The 16,374-nt window shown below is 60.6% G+C and carries 17 protein-coding genes and 1 riboswitch; of the genes, 10 read left to right on the plus strand and 7 right to left on the minus strand.

Annotated elements, in window-relative coordinates:
* Positions 1–33 precede the first annotated feature (33 nt).
* The 3 genes from Mal15_RS29490 to Mal15_RS29500 all read left to right on the plus strand — a co-directional run bounded on the left by Mal15_RS29490 (position 34) and on the right by Mal15_RS29500 (position 2,010).
* Positions 34–216, plus strand: a complete 183-nt coding sequence (locus Mal15_RS29490; protein ID WP_147871036.1) for a hypothetical protein — start codon at positions 34–36, stop codon at positions 214–216.
* Between the two features lie 559 nt (positions 217–775).
* On the plus strand, positions 776–1,096 hold the full coding sequence (locus Mal15_RS29495) for a flagellar biosynthesis anti-sigma factor FlgM (protein WP_147871037.1): 321 nt from the start codon (positions 776–778) through the stop codon (positions 1,094–1,096).
* 365 nt (positions 1,097–1,461) lie between these two features.
* A complete protein-coding gene (locus Mal15_RS29500) occupies positions 1,462–2,010 on the plus strand; it encodes a Fur family transcriptional regulator (protein WP_147871038.1) in 549 nt (182 codons plus the stop codon).
* Here Mal15_RS29500 and Mal15_RS29505 read toward each other — a convergent pair.
* Positions 2,007–2,447, minus strand: a complete 441-nt coding sequence (locus Mal15_RS29505) for a hypothetical protein (protein ID WP_147871039.1) — start codon at positions 2,445–2,447, stop codon at positions 2,007–2,009. The genes Mal15_RS29500 and Mal15_RS29505 overlap by 4 nt on opposite strands.
* Positions 2,448–2,686: 239 nt before the next feature.
* On the opposite strand from Mal15_RS29505, the gene Mal15_RS29510 reads away from it, so the two are divergent.
* Together Mal15_RS29510 and Mal15_RS29515 are read left to right on the plus strand one after the other, a co-directional pair.
* On the plus strand, positions 2,687–3,601 hold the full coding sequence (locus Mal15_RS29510; protein WP_147871040.1) for a tetratricopeptide repeat protein: 915 nt from the start codon (positions 2,687–2,689) through the stop codon (positions 3,599–3,601).
* A 442-nt stretch (positions 3,602–4,043) separates the two neighbouring features.
* The gene (locus Mal15_RS29515; protein WP_147871041.1) at positions 4,044–4,436 is read left to right on the plus strand and encodes a hypothetical protein; all 393 of its coding nucleotides are present in this window, start codon (positions 4,044–4,046) and stop codon (positions 4,434–4,436) included.
* 110 nt (positions 4,437–4,546) lie between these two features.
* Here Mal15_RS29515 and Mal15_RS29520 read toward each other — a convergent pair whose 3' ends face one another.
* The 3 genes from Mal15_RS29520 to Mal15_RS29530 are packed head-to-tail and all read right to left on the minus strand — an operon-like array spanning position 4,547 to position 8,547.
* Positions 4,547–5,491: a CNNM domain-containing protein gene (locus Mal15_RS29520; RefSeq protein WP_233903105.1), complete on the minus strand. Its 945-nt coding sequence runs from the start codon at positions 5,489–5,491 to the stop codon at positions 4,547–4,549.
* A complete protein-coding gene (locus tag Mal15_RS29525) occupies positions 5,488–6,780 on the minus strand; it encodes a CNNM domain-containing protein (RefSeq protein WP_233903106.1) in 1,293 nt (430 codons plus the stop codon). The genes Mal15_RS29520 and Mal15_RS29525 overlap by 4 nt, the downstream gene beginning before the upstream one ends.
* On the minus strand, positions 6,781–8,547 hold the full coding sequence (locus tag Mal15_RS29530) for a hypothetical protein (RefSeq protein WP_147871042.1): 1,767 nt from the start codon (positions 8,545–8,547) through the stop codon (positions 6,781–6,783).
* Between the two features lie 256 nt (positions 8,548–8,803).
* Between Mal15_RS29530 and Mal15_RS29535 the strand changes: the two genes are divergently transcribed.
* Positions 8,804–8,998 carry a Flp family type IVb pilin gene (locus Mal15_RS29535; RefSeq protein WP_147871043.1) on the plus strand — a complete coding sequence of 65 codons (195 nt, stop codon included), beginning with the start codon at positions 8,804–8,806 and terminating at the stop codon, positions 8,996–8,998.
* 540 nt (positions 8,999–9,538) lie between these two features.
* Positions 9,539–10,444, plus strand: coding sequence for an NAD-dependent epimerase/dehydratase family protein (locus tag Mal15_RS29540; RefSeq protein WP_147871044.1), 906 nt, complete (start codon positions 9,539–9,541; stop codon positions 10,442–10,444).
* Between the two features lie 44 nt (positions 10,445–10,488).
* Here Mal15_RS29540 and Mal15_RS29545 read toward each other — a convergent pair whose 3' ends face one another.
* A complete protein-coding gene (locus Mal15_RS29545; RefSeq protein WP_147872677.1) occupies positions 10,489–11,310 on the minus strand; it encodes a DUF4465 domain-containing protein in 822 nt (273 codons plus the stop codon).
* 57 nt (positions 11,311–11,367) lie between these two features.
* On the minus strand, positions 11,368–12,282 hold the full coding sequence (locus tag Mal15_RS29550; protein ID WP_233903107.1) for a DUF1559 domain-containing protein: 915 nt from the start codon (positions 12,280–12,282) through the stop codon (positions 11,368–11,370).
* Positions 12,283–12,371: 89 nt separating this feature from the next.
* Positions 12,372–12,648, minus strand: a riboswitch (cobalamin riboswitch).
* A 53-nt stretch (positions 12,649–12,701) separates the two neighbouring features.
* Between Mal15_RS29550 and Mal15_RS29555 the strand changes: the two genes are divergently transcribed.
* The 3 genes from Mal15_RS29555 (at position 12,702) to Mal15_RS29565 (ending at position 15,633) form a co-directional block, all read left to right on the plus strand.
* Positions 12,702–13,520, plus strand: coding sequence for a 3-deoxy-manno-octulosonate cytidylyltransferase (locus Mal15_RS29555; protein WP_147871045.1), 819 nt, complete (start codon positions 12,702–12,704; stop codon positions 13,518–13,520).
* Positions 13,521–13,585: 65 nt separating this feature from the next.
* Positions 13,586–15,226, plus strand: a complete 1,641-nt coding sequence (locus Mal15_RS29560; protein WP_147871046.1) for a CTP synthase — start codon at positions 13,586–13,588, stop codon at positions 15,224–15,226.
* A 5-nt stretch (positions 15,227–15,231) separates the two neighbouring features.
* Positions 15,232–15,633: a DUF1844 domain-containing protein gene (locus Mal15_RS29565; RefSeq protein ID WP_147871047.1), complete on the plus strand. Its 402-nt coding sequence runs from the start codon at positions 15,232–15,234 to the stop codon at positions 15,631–15,633.
* 122 nt (positions 15,634–15,755) lie between these two features.
* Here the strand turns inward: Mal15_RS29565 and Mal15_RS29570 are convergent, their stop codons facing one another.
* Positions 15,756–16,223, minus strand: a complete 468-nt coding sequence (locus Mal15_RS29570; RefSeq protein ID WP_147871048.1) for a DUF420 domain-containing protein — start codon at positions 16,221–16,223, stop codon at positions 15,756–15,758.
* Between the last annotated feature and the right edge of the window lie 151 nt (positions 16,224–16,374).

Raw genomic sequence — 16,374 nt, forward strand, 5'->3', positions numbered from 1 at the left:
GCGGAAAGCGTCGCAAATGCCGTCCAGATAACGATGTTAAACATTAACTGGCTGACGGGCCAACCGGGCATTGGAACAAAGAGCATCCAGCAATACAGCAAGGAAACAGCGGCAAAGTACAAGAATGCGACCGCCGTTATCAGAATGCCGATGAGACACACGATCAATCTCAAGAACGAAGTGCGTTGCGATCCTATCAATCTCGTCGGCTTGTAGGGATTAACGTTCGGGCGCTCGGGCATCGGCTTGAGGCGAAGGGTGTGAGCGGTGAGACGAGACCCTTGGCCTTCCAAGCGAAGATCCCAGCCTGCGTTTTATCCGTGGGTACGCTCTGCCATCCGTGGGTTGATGCGAATTCGGCACTCGATCCAACTTAATCGAACCGGTAGCCCGAGACCAGTTGAACGGTTCTCGACAGATTCCCTTGCATCGGGGTCGGTGACTTTGCTACTGTCGGCGTGAATGTCCCGGGTTTGCCCCCAAAAAGTTTACGAATGGACTCAACTGACGCGGACCTGCGAGCCGAAAGCTATTACTGTTTCCGCCCGCTTCGCGCTTAGCAAAAGTCTCTTCAAAGCTGTACGGATTGCATCCTGGGACACGGATCGCGGCGCTGACGGCCGATGCGGAAATGACTGATTTGTCGGTGGGGCTTGCCCCATCGGTCCGGTCCGGCCTACGTCGCCTAAATCCCCTAATCACGGCAAGACCACCCCTGTTGGGGCAAATCAGCCGGTGATTGGGTTGTCCATTTTGTCTTCGGAGCATCGCTCAAATGCAGATTTACGGTCCCTATCGGGTTTCCACCACGCAATCCGCTTCCAACGTCCAAGCCACCTCGCAAGTCGATCGCAGTTCCGCTGCGTCCAAAGTCGATCAAGCCCCGTCGTCCTCACCGGCCGGCCCGGTGGACCAATTGGACCTCAGCCAAGCGGCCACGTCGGCCAATCGCATCGAGGGCAATGCGGCGGTCGCCGGAGAAGGCATCCGGTTCGAACGCGTCGCCGAACTGCGACGTCAAATCGCCGACGGCTCCTACGACACCCCCGAACGAATGGACGCGGCCCTGGATCGCTTCCTGGACCTGCTGGGTTAGCGGCTTGTTGATTTGCTCGCCCGCGCCACGGGCGAGGGACGCAGCTCAATTTGCGGGCTGCCGGTCCGTTCCAAGCGTCGCCGTGTTCTCCGAACTCGGCGGATCGCAATAGCGAAGCTTTGCCCCGCGCCGGCCTCGGAGCGGACGGCGACTGTCCGGCCCGATCGAAAACGAAACTCTCGGCGAGTTCCGTTACCGCTGGCCGAATGCCGCCTCGGGGCGACCGCAATCGCCCGCCCGCCAGAGACAGCGATTGACCAGTCGTGTAGACTTCTTACATGACCGGAACTCGTCGACACAGCGTCTCGAGAGGGCGCTCGCCCCACGCTGACGGGGTGATGCTTTCTTTTCTCTGACCTCCCATCATGGCTGAATTGTCGGAATCGACCTCCGAAACCGCGAAATCAAGCTCCGAAACGGTTGCGACCAAGGTCCAACCGCTGGAGACGTCGCTGTCACCCCAGGAACGCTTCAGCGAGTACCTGCAATCGCGCGGCCTGCGCCAAACCAGCCAGCGAAAATTCTTGATCGAACAAGTGTTCAGCCAGCACGAGCATTTTGATGCCGAAGAGCTGATCGAGCGACTCCCCCGACGGGGGGAAGACAACTACGTCAGCACCGCGACGGTGTATCGCACGCTGCGGGAATGTGTCGACGCCGGACTGCTGAACAGTTTTCAACTCGATGGCCGGACAGTTTACGACCACGATTACGGTTACCCCGAGCACGATCACCTGTACTGCACCCGCTGCAGGAAACTGCTGGAGTTCCAGAGCGATGAACTGGTCGCGATCCGGGACCAAATGGCGGCATTGCACGGTTTTCGCGTCGAAAGCCACAAGATGATCATCAACGGCGTGTGCCGCGAATGCTCGCGTCGACGGCGGAAAAAACGCAAGCAAGACTTGGTTTAGCCGGCGTCGGCGATCTGTTTCAAGATCGCGGCAAACACCGGTTCGTTCTTGTCAAAATCGCGGCTTTCGGCCTGCATCTGGACCAGCAACACGTCGTCTGGGCTGGAATCATTGCCCTGTTTTAGGACCGCGATCCGGCTGATGATCAGCAAGTCCAGGTAATAAAACCTGAGATCCGTCACGGCAGTCCCAGCGGGCAAGACGTCCAAGGTGACATCCTCGCGTTCCAGGTCTTCGTAGTCGGCCGCAATCGTGCTGACAATTCGGTCGATCAGCGGACCGACCGCCTCGGCGCCGGTCAATTCGAGCGAGAAAAACCCACCCCCGGGAAAATCCAGCGTCGCCCCCTGATCCCCTTCGTCCTCGCCGCGATCGGCGACGGACCAGTTGTCGGGGTACAGGAATCGAATACCGAAGGAATCAAATTGAGCAGGCATGAAACTGATGGGGAGGACCGGGGGATGAAAAAGACGCAATTGCAGCGGAACGCATTTCGCTGGTATTTCTCACTGCTGTCAATGAGTCGCGGTGCCGAAGAACAACTCCGACTCGTTGTAGTTTGACCGCGCGACGGCGCGAACACACAGTCCCCCCACACTGCCGGGTGACCCGCGTGCGCTTGAGCATCCGCTCTCTAACGCTCTTTCAACGTCCCGCGAACGCATGCGCCCATCGCATGACGCGCCGCCTGGCGGCCTGGGCCTGCGTCCTGTCGTTGTTGTGCTGCACATCGGTCGGCTGCCGCGCGATTCAGGGGATCGGGGAAAGCCGACAGTCGATCGCCGCACGCAAACTGTCGCGACAGGGCTTGCAGAAAATGCGGGTGGGAAAGTGGACCGACGCGGAGCAACTTTTCGGAGAAGCGTTGGCGCTGTCGGACAAAGACGACCACGCCCATCGCGGGTTGGCCGAAGCGTACTGGAACCGCGGGCAGCGAGTTTCCGCGATCGAGCACATGGAGAAAGCGGTTGCATTGAGCGCGGGTGACCCGCGATTGGTCGGACGGCTGGGCGAAATGTACTTGCAAGAAGGGCACTTGGAGAAAGCCGAACGACAGAGCGAAATCGCGTTGGCGTCCGAACGAGGCTCCGCTGAAATCTGGACCCTCCGCGGCGATTGTCTGCGGCAAAAAGGCACCGAACAGGAAGCGCTTGCCGCCTACCACCGCGCCCTCGCCCTGCAGCCGGATTTCATCGACGCCAAGCTGCAAGTCGCCGAACTGTACCTCAACAGCAATCAGTACGATCGCATCGTCGCGACGCTCGACCAGCTTGACCCGACCGGCGACGAATCGGCCGCGCCGACCAGGGTGCACATGCTGCGTGGGATCGCGATGCGCAATCTGAACCGACCCGAAATCGCAGTCAAACACTTCGCCAAGGCCGCCGAAAGCGATCCTCAACGCGCCGAACCGCATCTGCAAATCGCCGCCATCGAACTGGAAAAGGGCAGGGCGGATCTGGCCAGCCGGTCGGTCGCACGTGCTCTGGAACTCGATCGCCGACTGGTCGAATCGAGCGGTTGGAGCCAGTACCTGCTGACGCCCGAACAATTGGCTGCCCAGCAGGCCGATCAAGGGACGCGCCGCTAGGGCGAGGTCAACTTCTAAACTTAGGCTGCCGATCCGCTCGAACAGTCGCCGTGTTCTCCGAACTCGGCGCACGCGCAAGAGCGAAGCTTCGCCCCGCGCCGGCCTCGGAGAGGACGGCGACTGTCCGGCCCAACGGGAAACGATGCGGCAGTCGACGGAACGTTCTCTCGATTGTTCCGATTGTCCGGCCCGGATCCCGCGGGCGGCCCCCGCATTCGGAACCCAGAACGCACCAGCGGGTTTTCCCCGTGAATAGCCGGTAGGTTTTTCAGGCTCTCGCACCGCGCCACCCCCGCGAATGAACTACGGTTGAGTGACGAACTGCGCGGGACAGGGCGCACACGATCGAACAGCAGTGTCCTCGATTCCCACATTAACGACACCGAGCGGAAGATCCGTCGCCCGATCCGTCAACAGTCCCTTCCAAGAATGAGAGCTCTTCATGTCGCTATTCAACGCTTCCAGCCCAACGCCATCAAGTGAATTCCCGACCGCGCCGATCGTTCCCCCGGTCACCGGCCCGCGTCAGGACTCACCGGTCCATCAGGGCTCACAGGGCCAGATCGAACAGGGCCAGATCGAACAGGGCCAGATCGCAGAAGGCCAGATCTCACAGGGCCCGGGCAGCGAAGGTTTTGTCGATCGACGTCGCCAAGGCGGATCGAAAGCTGGCGCAGAGCGACGACAGTTCGGCAGCTCCCATGACGGACTCTCCGAAGCCGGGCGTGAATTGGCGTTGGCGATCGACCAATACAAACTGGAACACCATCGTCGTTACATCACGTGTGACGAAATGCTGATGGTGATCACCAACCTGGGTTACAGCAAATCGTAGTCTGCATTTCCCGTAGCGGAACTCGCCAAGAGTTTCGCACTGGGGCGGCGACGCCACATGGCGTGTCGAAAGCCTTGGCGGCTTCCGCTACACCCTGAACCTGCGGTTTCTTACTTCGTCATCGCCCGCAACAGCTGCCGACGGGTGACGACGTGGCGGACATCGTCGTTCTCGTCACACAGCAGCGCGACCTCGCTCGCTTCGTCATAGAGTTTCAGCAACGTGGTCAGGTGGCGTTCGGTCAGCGGGACTCGGATCACCGGTCGAATCTCCACCTGGGCCTTGCCGGTCGCCAGCTCGGAATACCTCAGGTAGCCGACGATTCTCTTTTTCTGTTGGACCAGCACGATCGCGTGATTCTGGCGTCGCGCCGCCGCTGCGGTCGCGTCTTTATCGATCGGCAACTCCACCGTCGCCAATCGGTTCAACGGGACTGCGAAGGAGACGGCCAGTTCGCTGCCCAGCTCGAACAATTGACCGGCAAGCGAACGCTGGCCGGAGTGCAGGATCCCGGCTTCCTCGCCGGCGCGAAACAGTTGCGTCAGTTCCCCGCGAGCCATGGCGACGGAGATTCGGAATGGCGCTTGGCCGGTCAATGCGCCCAACGCGGCGGCCAGCACCCCCAAGAAGACGGACACCGGCAAAAACAACACGGTCGCCAGCAACAACACCGGCCGCACCAGTGTCAACAACCGGTAGGGAGCTTGAAAGAACCAGTGCTTGGGCAAAAGTTCGCCAAACACAAACACGACCGGGGTCATCAGAACCGGTCCGACAAGCTCCGCCGCCGAGGAGTCGCCGAACAGCGCGATGACCGCCAGCACGATTGCGAAACTGGTTAAAAAATTCGCCAGGTTGTTTCCCACCAACGCCGTGGCGACGAACAGCGCGGGTCGATTGAGCACCCAGATCAGTGCCCGCGCGCTGCGTGAGCCGTCCAGACCGTCGAGCACCAGACGGGTTCGGGAGACCCGATACATTCCGGTCTCGCTGCCACTGAAGAACGCGCTCAGGACCAGGCCGAACAAGAACAAGAGGATCGCGAAAAAGATCATCGGGCGTCCCTCCCGTCGTTCCAGCCCGAGGGGTCGGCCGGCCTGTGGCGCCGGACTTCGATCCTGAGCGTGCCCTCAATCTCTTCGAGCACCGTCAATACATAGTCTTCCAACGTGGCTTGATCGCCCAGCCGTGGCAGGCGTTCGTTATGGCGTTGAATGAACCCGGCGACCGTCGCCACCGATCCATCGGGAACGTTGACGGCCAATTGTTTGGCCAGCTGCCGCAGCGAAATGCCGCCGGCGACGTGATAAAGGTCGGGTTCGATCTGCTCGATCGCCGCCGAATCGGCATCATCTTCAAACTGGTCGTGCTCGGGAGCCAGCATTCGTCGAAAGATCCGGTCGATCGACAGCGCGCCGATCCCGTCCCCGTATTCGTCCACCACAATCGCAACACTCAGGTCGTTCTCCTTGAGCTGATCCAAAACCCGGGCGACCGGTGCGGACCAGGGGACATAGATCACCGGTTCGACCAAGTCTTCGAAATGATCGATCTGACTCGGGCGCAGCATCCTCACCCCCAGCGCCCCGACCATCGTCTCGCCGGACTGGTCGGTAATGATCGCGTAGCCGCCCGGGGGCGATTGAGAAAAGAGTTCGTCGGCTTGGATCGGTGATTCGACCAGGTGCAAGCGACTGCGGGGTCGCATCAATTCACTTGCCCGCATTTCCGCAATGGCGACCAGATTCTGCAACGCCAATCGCTCTCGGGCCATCAACGCCGCGTCGTCGGTGCCGAGTTCGACGGCCCGTTCGATGTCCGCCAAATCGATCTCGTTCTCCGGCTGAAACGACGGCCACAGCAACCGTCCGGCCAACAGATTGGATGTCTTGATGATCGGCAACAGCGGACTGACCAAACGCACCGCCAAGTTCAATGCCGGCGCGAGCAACACCGAAGCCTGCATCGGGGCCAGCAACGCCAAACTCTTGGGCAGCATCTCGCTGAAGAAAATGATCGCCAACAAACTGGCCGACGTGAACAGCAAGGCGACACTGGCCCCGGCATCGGCCGACGCATCCAGGCGGCTGGCAACGATCGACGCGATCGCAAAGTACGTCATGTTGATCAGCAGATTCCAGAACAGGATCGCCGAGAGCAGCTTTTCCGAATCGCCGAGCATCCGATCGGCGATTCGACCGCCCACACCGCTGCGCCGAAGTTGCCGGCGCTGTCGCAACGTCAACGAGAACAGGGCCGCCTCGCTGCCGCTGAACAACGCACTCAGCAACACCAAAACCGCCATCGGCACCAACCAGCCGACATACTGCATCAGCTCGCTCAATCAGCCATTTCCCTCGGCCCCTCGATCGCGTTCGAGCGACACATCGAATTCGCTGAGTGCGGGGATCATCAAAGCGGCGATCGTAAAACCATAACCGACCGCCATCGAAAAGAAGACGAACAGGTGGTCGGTTTGCAGCAAGAACTGAGTGATCGAATAAAACGTGATCAACGGCAACGTGAACGAGGCTAGAAAAATCGCCGAGGACGGATTCCGCCAACCCAACGACGCGAACAACGCCGCACCGCCGCCCAAGATCATGACCAAGAACGGGGCCAATTGCAGCTGAAAGGCGCCGCGAAAACTGACCATGATCGTCATGCAAATCGCGATCCCGACACACAGAAAAAACACCGTCCCCAAACTGGCCAGCGTTGCCGTGCGCCCGGCCACGTAATTCAAACCCGCGTGGATCCCCAACATCGCCACGAACACGTACAAGATCGCCGAGCCGAGCATCGCATAGACCATGTTCTCAAACGTCATCACCCCGTTGGCCGCCAAGAACAACAACATCCCCAACGGCAACAGAATCATCTCCTTGCCGACATACAACACCCCCAGCAACTTGCCGAACACAAATTCGCGGGGACTCAAATCCGTGACCAACAACAGGTCCAACGCCAACCCGTCCCGTTCACCGGTCACCGCATTGACGGCCAACGCGTTGATCAACACCAAACTGACCACGCCGATCGCGGCGACCGGTAACGTCGCCGCCGGCAACGCCCGGCCGATCCTGGCCGCCGGCTCGTACGCCGTCCCGTTTTGCATCTGGCCGTAAATCACCGCCGCACCCAACAGGAACAACGCCGCGAACGCCAACCGAATCACGACCACCTTACGCCCATAGGCCCACGTGCGGACCTCACGCCAAAGGATCGGATTCTTCCAAACCTGACGCGGCGCGCGGACCTTCCAACTGCTCGGCGCCTCCAGTGTCTCCAAATCCTCGCTCGTCTCCGGCTCGGGGGCTTTCAGCCGAACCTCCCGCGACGGGTTCCAAATCCGCACCCGTGCGACACCGATGCCCAACACCACGACCGATCCCGCCAGGGTGAGCGCCGTGAACAACCACACCCCAAGCGACGTCTGCTGCGAAAGACTCGCCAGCGGCGAGGCCGCCGCCCCCAGGGCACGCACCGGGCTGAGCGCCAGCGACACCGCCTCGGGCAGGTTCGCCAGCGCGATCAGGATTTCCCCGGCACCGACCAGCATCAATAACGTCAGCACCGTCAACGCGATCGCCTGGAACGTCTTCTCACGCCACAACCCGACCACCGTGCCGACCGAACCGGAAAACACCACCGTCGCGGCGGTCACCAGAAACACCGAAAACACCTGACCGGGAGAAACACCGCCCAGCAGCGGAAGCACCAAAAAAAACGGCAACGCCGCTAACAGCATCGCCAGCGGTCCGAGCAGCGTCGCCGCCAACTTCCCCACAACGACCTCGAACCCGCTCAAACGCGTCATCAACAACAACAGCAACGTCCGCCGATCTTTCTCCTGCGCCACGCTGGCCGCCGACCCCACCGCCGCCAAACTGGACAGCACCAGCAATTGCAGCGGGGCGAGCAACAGGAACATCCAGCCGCCGAACCGAGCCGAATCGGACACCGTCGCCAGCGAACGCGAACCGTCCAACACCAGGTAGCCGGTGCAGAGCAATCCGAACAGTGCGATCAAATACAAACCGCGCGCCAAATACGTCTTGGGACGCTTGGGAACGACGGTCGCCTCGCGATTGAATACTGGACCGATCATCGAAACTGGGGTTGAAGGGGAAGGAGCCCGCAACAGGGTAAAACGCGGGCCCACCGATGACAATGCGCAGGCTGCCCCGTGTCGACACGCCGGGCAATCCGAATGGACGTTCCAATCCCTACCGCAGCGCCACCGGCAGCGCGATTGGCCACCCAAAAAGTGTACGTATTGGCAGTGAGTACGCAGGTTTCTGGCCTATGTTTCATCGGCTGTGCCTTTTCCCCGAGAAAACCGACCAAAAAGATATATCCCCACCATGACTAAGCAAGACGAACTCCCCGAGCGAAAGTCGCTGTGGCGGGATGAGGAGGGCACAACGGCGGTTGAATACGCCGTTATGCTCGCCCTGATCATCGCCGTTTGCATCGGCTCGGTCGCCACGTTGACCTCCGAGACCCAAAAAAGCTTCGACAAGTCCGGAGCCGCGATCGCCGGCGCCATGGGCAACTAACCTGCTCTCCCCCCGGGCCTCGCCGGCCCATTGCCGCAACGATCGAGTGCAACCAGGGGCTCCGACGCCGACGCCGAAGGCCAGACGCCGCGATGCGTTCTGAACCGTTTGGCGCCATCCGGTGGGCCCGACATCCACTCCGACGTCGATTGAAACGGCACGCCGCGACCACCCGGCGGGAACACCGTTTAGCCCCTCCTCACCGCTCTTTCCTCTCCACATCACTTCTCTCCATCGCACAACCGCCCCCGCAGGCAGCTCGAACAAATCCGACGCTGCGACTGCTCGAGGCGGTTGTTTGCTGCGCGGTCAAGCGTTTGAATAATGCGAGGTAGAATCCGACCACCGTATTGCGTCACCGGCTTGCGGGCCGGTTAATTTCATCAGCCGTTTGGCGCGAGCCTACGGACCCTGGAGACGTTTCCTCGGTGAGTAAGGCCCGTACGCTTGCGCGAAACGGCTAATCCCACTTGCGATCCAGATCAATCAACAAAACGCAAGTGAGTGGCCCCGACATCCTCCCATCACCGCAACCCTCCGATGCGAATTGCAATCACCGGCGGAACCGGCTTCCTGGGCCGCCACCTGATCGGCCACCTGATCGACCAAGGTCACGAAGTCACCGCGTGGTATCGCACCCTGGCCGCGTCCATGCCCGAATCCACCCACGTGCATTGGGTCGAAGGTGAGTTGGGAAACTTGACGCAAGCCGAACACCTGGTCGCCGGAGCCGACGCCGTGATCCACGCCGGGTTGTTTCGCGGCGGAGACTCCTTCATGGACAGCGGCGATGACCCGCTGAAATACTGGCATCGCAATGCGACCGGATCGCTGCAGTTGCTCGACGCCGCCGAGCGGTCCGGCGTGAAGAAGTTTATCTTCATTTCCTCCGGCACCGTCCACGACACGGTGCTGAGCGACCGCCCGCTGGACGAAACCCACCCGCTGCTGCCGTCGACCCTGTACGGTGCTTGTAAGGCATCGATCGAAACCGTGGTGCACCATTACGGCGCGAGCGGAAAACTGGTCGCGGCCAACCTCCGTCCGCCCTCGATCTACGGCGTAGCCCAACCGATCAGCCAATCGCGCTGGTACGACCTGGTCGCCGGGATCTGCGCCGGACGATCGGTCGACGCCCGCGGCGGTGGCAAAGCCGTCCACGCCCACGACGTCGCCAAAGCCGCGCTGCTGTTGCTCAACCACGACGAATCGATCGCCGGGGAAACCTACAATTGCTGCGACCGGATGATCAGCGATTTCGAAGTCGCCGGAATCGCCAAACGGCTCGCCGACAGCCCCTCGGAAATCACCGGCCCGGCCAAAACGGCCAAGAATCAAATCGTCACTGAAAAGATTCGGGCCCTGGGCATGCAATTCGGAGACACCGAGCTGCTCGAACAGACCATCGCCGAACTCGTCGCGGCGATCCGCAGCGCCGACCGATGAGTCGTGAAAGTGGGACAGGCTAGAAGCCTATCCCGCGTCGTCCTTCAGCGACGACGCCTTCGTAAGCAACCGACGCCACCGACCAATAATAGAAAACCAAACGCCGTCGGTTCGGGAACGGCGGTGACCGAATACTGCAAGTTGTCGATGAACAGGTACTTCGGTGTATTGATCCCAAACTGGCCCGAGTCACTGGACTGGAACGTCAACCCGATCGAACGCGCATCGCCCAACGTCGTCAAGTCCTCAGCGACCTGCCAAGTGTTGACGATGTAGTCCTGGCTGCCATCGGCGAAGGTGAAATCAGCCAAGGTCAACGTCACCGCGCCGGTCGTCGCGCCCCCGCGATCGACGTCACTGTAGCCGGTCAGGACCACACGAAAAAAGTCCTCGTCGGTTCCACCGGGACCGCCAAACTGCTTTGCAAAGTCGTCACCGTTGAGCATCGAATAATAAGAATACGCCCCGTTGGTCCAATCGACACTTTGAACCATCGCGCCGGTCGGCAGGTTGATGGTCGCGCTGTCGTCAAATGCCAACGCGTAAGTGCCTCCACTGACCGCTCCACCCAGCCCGTCACTTCCACCGCCGGCGATCGCGGAATGTTCGTTGGTAAATCCCGACGTGACGGTGTCCGTCGTGTTGCTGTAGGCCCAACCGCTCCAGTATCCCGGGAAAGTCGTTTGGTTGCTGAATTCAACACCATCGACGGTCCAAGGATCACTATTAATCTGTGACGTGTCGCCTTTGTAATAGGTGTCCGGTGCGGCCAGCAGATTCTCAAACGTCACGGTTGCGGCCGCGGCCGACGAAGCGAGCGAACCGACCGTGAAAAGCGAGAGTAAAAAGGATCGAAAACGTTTCATGTGAATTTCAAAATCTTGGTTGTAAAGTCATGAAGCCCAGATTGCTCGCACGGACACCTACCACGCATCTGCCGGAATCATTTCGCCACCGGCCCGCGTGATCATTCCGCCGAGCACGATTTCGTCGAGCGATTCGTTCAACAGGTGCACGCTGCCGTCGAGAAACAGCACCATCGCGCCGGCCGGATGCAGCGATCGGATTTCGTTGTCGCCGACCCAGGCCGAATCGTCGTTGATCGGATGCGATTGGACGAACACGTTCCCTCCGTTGATCCATTCGCTGTCCGGCCCGACCATGTCTTCACCGGTCGCCATCGTGTTGGACAGACCATCCAGACAATCGCGAAAACGGATCCGCTGTTCGTACAAGAACACACCGTCATCGGGCCGCCGGTCGATCAGACGTTCGCCGAACAAGCCGCCATAGCTGATCTCGCCGCGTCCGTTGGTCCCCTGAGGCACCTCGGTGGGGCACAGGTACGATTCGACCACCACTGCGGCGGCTTCCGCGTTGCGCGGATGATCAAACGCATAATCAAAGTCGATCGCGTCGTACAGCGCCTGTTCACCCATTTGCGGCAGCAGGAATGCCGACCACGCCAAATTCTTTCGCGTGCTCGGCTGGCCCCAAAACCGCCACTCCAAACATCCGATCGGTAACGAACGATGCATGTTGTGGTACGCGTGCAACGCCACACCGATCTGGTGCTGGTGGTTGCGGCAATTGGTCTGCCGAGCCGCCTCGCGGGCAAATTGCACCGCCGGCAACAACAACGCCACCATGATGCCGATGATGGCGATCACCACCAGCAGTTCGACCAACGTGAATCCCGCTCGCATCGGACCAGCGGTGGATCCCGCGACGGGCGCAGCAAGCGACCTGGCAACGATGCCATCGTGTCGGCGTTGGCGGTAGCGCATGACCAGACTCGGGGTGCCGGCAGCAGCAAACTCTATAGTGAACAGACCCATCTCGCGTCTCCGTGACCGCTTTTGACGGCGAAGAGAACCAGTGCGGTGCGAGCCAATCTGTTGACGCCGACCTCACCCTGGAAGGTCCCTGAAGCGTCCGTTTCGTGGTAGGTCTTCTGACTTCCGATTCTCGTCGCCCACTTCGCCTTCTCGTCATTCGGTCACCTTGCGTCAAGCAGGATGATCCGCGGACAATGGCCAAAAGAGTGAAGTGTGGACGGCTGATCGACGCGCCGGCACCCAGGCCAACGAGACAATCAACAGCATCGGTTACAGCGGCCGGGCCGTCTTGGAGTTTCACCAAAGTTCCCTGTTTCCGCCGACGATTCCTTATCGCCCGACGGCACCACCAAACGTTGGATGCGAAAGGTAGACCCGCCCGCACCGACTGTCAACCGTTTTCCCCGAGACGCCCACCGATGCCCGACACCCAAATCGTGCTGCCCGCACGACTTGCCTCGACCCGCCTGCCGGAAAAACTGCTGCAAAAAGTCGCCGGCAAAACGGTGCTGCAACACACCTATGAAGCGGCGTCGCGGGCTGCCGCCGCCTCGGCCGGCGTGATCGTGGCGGTCGACAATCCGCGGATCGCCGAGGCGGTCGATGCGTTCGGAGGCCGCTGGGTCATGACCCCCAGCGATTGCCCCAGCGGAACCGACCGAATCGCCGTCGTCGCCGAACATTTCCCCGAGACTGAAATCTTCATCAACGTCCAAAGCGACGAACCCGAGATCGATCCGGCCGCGATCGACGCGGTCGCCGAAACACTCGCCGGTGACCCCGAGGCCGACATGGCGACCGCCGGCACGCCGATCCGAACCGCCGCGGCGCTGCAGGACCCGGCGATCGTGAAAATCGTGATGACAGGCATGAGCATCAGAGCAGGGCAGGGACACAGAGCAGGGCAGGGACACGGAGCAGGGCAGGGCAGGGCGATCTACTTCAGCCGAGCCTGTGTGCCGTACCGCCGCGAAGGGGAGCCCGCCGAATTGCTGGACGTCGACCCGCCGATTTACTGGCACCACCTGGGACTGTACGCCTACCGCCGCGACTTCTTGTCATGGTTCGCCGGCTCGCCCCCCAGTCCGCTGGAGCAAACCGAAAAGCTGGAGCAGTTGCGGGCGATCGAAGCGGGAAAAAAAATCGTCGTCGCCGCCGTCGGCCCGGCCATGCCCGGAATCGACACCCCGGAGGATCTTGCCGCGTTTCGCCGCCGTCTTGAGACGTCCGCCTCCTGAGAACATCGTCGCATTGAGGCTCACGGCACTTCCGGTTTTTCCTCAGCGCGGTATCATCCGCGTCCATGACCAAACACATCTTTGTAACCGGCGGGGTGGTATCCTCGCTTGGAAAGGGACTGACGAGCGCCTCCTTGGGCATGCTGCTGGAATCTCGCGGTTTGCGAGTGCGAATGCAGAAGCTGGATCCCTACATCAACGTCGATCCCGGCACGATGAGCCCCTATCAGCACGGCGAAGTCTACGTGCTCGATGACGGCAGCGAGACCGATTTGGATCTCGGACACTACGAGCGTTTCACCAGCGGTGCGCTGACGCGAGACTGCAATTACACCACCGGCCAGATCTATCTGTCGGTGATCGAAAAGGAACGCAAGGGACGCTTCCTGGGAAAAACCGTCCAGGTCATCCCCCACATCACCAACGAAATCAAATCCGTCATCGCCAGGATGGGCGGCGATGACGTCGACGTCGTGATCACCGAAATCGGCGGCACGGTCGGCGATATCGAAAGTTTGCCCTTCCTGGAAGCGATCCGGCAATACGCCCAAGACGTCGGCCGCGAAAACGTGCTGTACATGCACCTGACCCTGGTGCCTTACCTGAAAGCCGCCGACGAACTGAAAACCAAACCGACCCAGCACTCGGTCGGCCAACTGCGGGAAATCGGTATCCAGCCCGACGTGCTGGTGTGCCGCTGCGAACACCCGATCAGCCGCGAAGAACGCGACAAAATCGCGCTGTTCTGCAACGTCCCCACCGAAGCGGTGATCGAGGAAAAAGACAAGGATTTTTCGATTTACGAAGTCCCGATCTCGTTGGTCGACAACAAACTGGACGAATTGGTCGTCAAGAAACTGGGGCTGCCCAGCCGAGCGCTGGACATCACCCCCTGGACCGACCTGCTGCACCGGCTTCGCAATCCCCGCCACGAAGTCAGCATCGCCGTGGTCGGCAAATACGCCGAACACAAAGACGCGTACAAGTCGATCTACGAATCGATCGACCACGCCGGCATGCACCACCAAGCCCAAGTTCGCATCGGCCGGATCCAAAGCAGCGATATCGAACGCGAAGGCGCCGAACGACTGCTCAGCGGATTCGACGGCATCCTGATCCCCGGCGGGTTCGGCGAACGCGGCGTCGAAGGCAAGGTCCAAGCGATCCGCTTCGCCCGCGAGCGAGGCATCCCCTTCTTCGGCATCTGCCTGGGCATGCAGTGCGCCGTGATCGAATACGCCCGCAACGTCTGCGGACTGGAAAAGGCCCACTCCAGCGAATTCGACAAGGACACCCCGGATCCGGTGATCTGCCTGCTGGACGAACAGCAAAACGTCACGCAAATGGGCGGCACGATGCGACTGGGTAGCCAGCCGACACTCCTGGCCGACGAAAGCAAGGCCCAACAATGCTATGGCCTGGACGACGTGCATGAACGACATCGACACCGCTACGAATTCAACAACACCTACCGGGACCAATTCCGAGAACACGGCATGCAATTCTCGGGTACCAGTCCCGACGGAAGCCTGGTCGAAATCGTCGAACTGCCCGACCACCCGTGGTTCCTGGCGGTACAATACCACCCCGAGTTCAAGAGCAAGCCGCTAAAGGCGCATCCGCTGTTTGCCGGATTCGTCGAGGCCGCGATCGAACGCGGATCGCGGAAACACGAACGAGAACAACCCGCCGTTAGCCAACGATAAATCCGATGTCAGAAAACAAAGAAGAACCGGAATTGGTCGTCGACACCGACTGGAAATCTCAAGTCGAAAAAGAGAAAGAAACCGCCGCCGAGGACACGCCCAGCGCCGCGGATCAACCCTCCGGTGGTGCCGCCACAGCCGGCGACCCCACCGGCGACCTGCCGCCGGCATCCTTGGCCATGCTGATCAGCACCTTCTACAGCCAAGCCATGATGGCACTCGGCGTGATGGAAAACCCCTCAACCGGCGAAAAAAGCACCGACCTGCGCGTCGCCAAACACTTCATCGACACCCTTGAAATGCTCCAAGAAAAAACCAAGGGCAACACCGACAAGGATGAAGACAAGATGTTCGACGAAGTCCTGCACCTGCTGCGAATGGCCTTCGTCGGCGCCCAAAAAGCGTAACCAATGCCAGCGGGACGCGTCAGCGAGCGGCCCCATACACCAGCGGGACGCCTCAACGAAACGTCCACGCCCGCCAGCGCCCGCCACTGGCTCACGCCACGTGCTGGCATCTGCAACACCCGCTACCCCGCCGGGTACAACTGATACAGCATCAGATAAACCAGCACTCCGGTCACCGACACATACATCCAGACCGGAAACGCGTATCGCACCAGTTTCTTGTGCGCGACGATCCGGCCCTTCATCGCCAGATAAACCGCCCGCAGCGCCAAGAACGGCACGGCGATCGCCAGCAACAGGTGCGTCCCCAGAATCGCATAGTACGTGTAGCGTGCCGCCAGCGGAGCGACCTCAGGGTCCGTCGGGAACCGCGTATTCGGCTCACCGGTCGTCTGGTACAGCGCCACCTTGTGCAACAGGTACAGCACCAAGAACGCCGCACTGATCCCCAGCGCCGTCAGCATCATCTTCTTGTGCCCGCGCGGGTTGCCCTGGCGTATCTTGATCAGCCCGGCCGCCAACACGCCCGTCGCCGCGGCGTTCAATAACGCCGTGCAATGCGGCAAATAATCCGCCAATAATTGCCACATACTTCTCTTAAGTTCCGAGTCTCAGGTTTTAGGCGACCATTTTCTTGTCACCCATTTTCTTGTCCAAAGAGGCGCGCGGGGAATCGGCTAAAGCCTAGACACCAGCGCTGGTTGGTGTCTAGCCTTTAGGCGATTTCCCGTCGCTGCGAAG

Origin of the sequence: Stieleria maiorica (genome assembly GCF_008035925.1) — a bacterium.
Classification (GTDB): Bacteria; Planctomycetota; Planctomycetia; order Pirellulales; family Pirellulaceae; genus Stieleria; species Stieleria maiorica.

Bases quoted from the DNA above. Each gene is read 5' to 3' on its own strand.
- Mal15_RS29490 (WP_147871036.1), top strand. From the start codon at position 34: ATGTTAAACATTAACTGGCTGACGGGCCAACCGGGCATTGGAACAAAG.
- Mal15_RS29495 (WP_147871037.1), top strand. From the start codon at position 776: ATGCAGATTTACGGTCCCTATCGGGTTTCCACCACGCAATCCGCTTCC.
- Mal15_RS29500 (WP_147871038.1), top strand. From the start codon at position 1,462: ATGGCTGAATTGTCGGAATCGACCTCCGAAACCGCGAAATCAAGCTCC.
- Mal15_RS29505 (WP_147871039.1), bottom strand. From the start codon at position 2,447: ATGCCTGCTCAATTTGATTCCTTCGGTATTCGATTCCTGTACCCCGAC.
- Mal15_RS29510 (WP_147871040.1), top strand. From the start codon at position 2,687: ATGACGCGCCGCCTGGCGGCCTGGGCCTGCGTCCTGTCGTTGTTGTGC.
- Mal15_RS29515 (WP_147871041.1), top strand. From the start codon at position 4,044: ATGTCGCTATTCAACGCTTCCAGCCCAACGCCATCAAGTGAATTCCCG.
- Mal15_RS29520 (WP_233903105.1), bottom strand. From the start codon at position 5,491: ATGATCTTTTTCGCGATCCTCTTGTTCTTGTTCGGCCTGGTCCTGAGC.
- Mal15_RS29530 (WP_147871042.1), bottom strand. From the start codon at position 8,547: ATGATCGGTCCAGTATTCAATCGCGAGGCGACCGTCGTTCCCAAGCGT.
- Mal15_RS29535 (WP_147871043.1), top strand. From the start codon at position 8,804: ATGACTAAGCAAGACGAACTCCCCGAGCGAAAGTCGCTGTGGCGGGAT.
- Mal15_RS29540 (WP_147871044.1), top strand. From the start codon at position 9,539: ATGCGAATTGCAATCACCGGCGGAACCGGCTTCCTGGGCCGCCACCTG.
- Mal15_RS29545 (WP_147872677.1), bottom strand. From the start codon at position 11,310: ATGAAACGTTTTCGATCCTTTTTACTCTCGCTTTTCACGGTCGGTTCG.
- Mal15_RS29550 (WP_233903107.1), bottom strand. From the start codon at position 12,282: ATGGGTCTGTTCACTATAGAGTTTGCTGCTGCCGGCACCCCGAGTCTG.
- Mal15_RS29555 (WP_147871045.1), top strand. From the start codon at position 12,702: ATGCCCGACACCCAAATCGTGCTGCCCGCACGACTTGCCTCGACCCGC.
- Mal15_RS29560 (WP_147871046.1), top strand. From the start codon at position 13,586: ATGACCAAACACATCTTTGTAACCGGCGGGGTGGTATCCTCGCTTGGA.
- Mal15_RS29565 (WP_147871047.1), top strand. From the start codon at position 15,232: ATGTCAGAAAACAAAGAAGAACCGGAATTGGTCGTCGACACCGACTGG.
- Mal15_RS29570 (WP_147871048.1), bottom strand. From the start codon at position 16,223: ATGTGGCAATTATTGGCGGATTATTTGCCGCATTGCACGGCGTTATTG.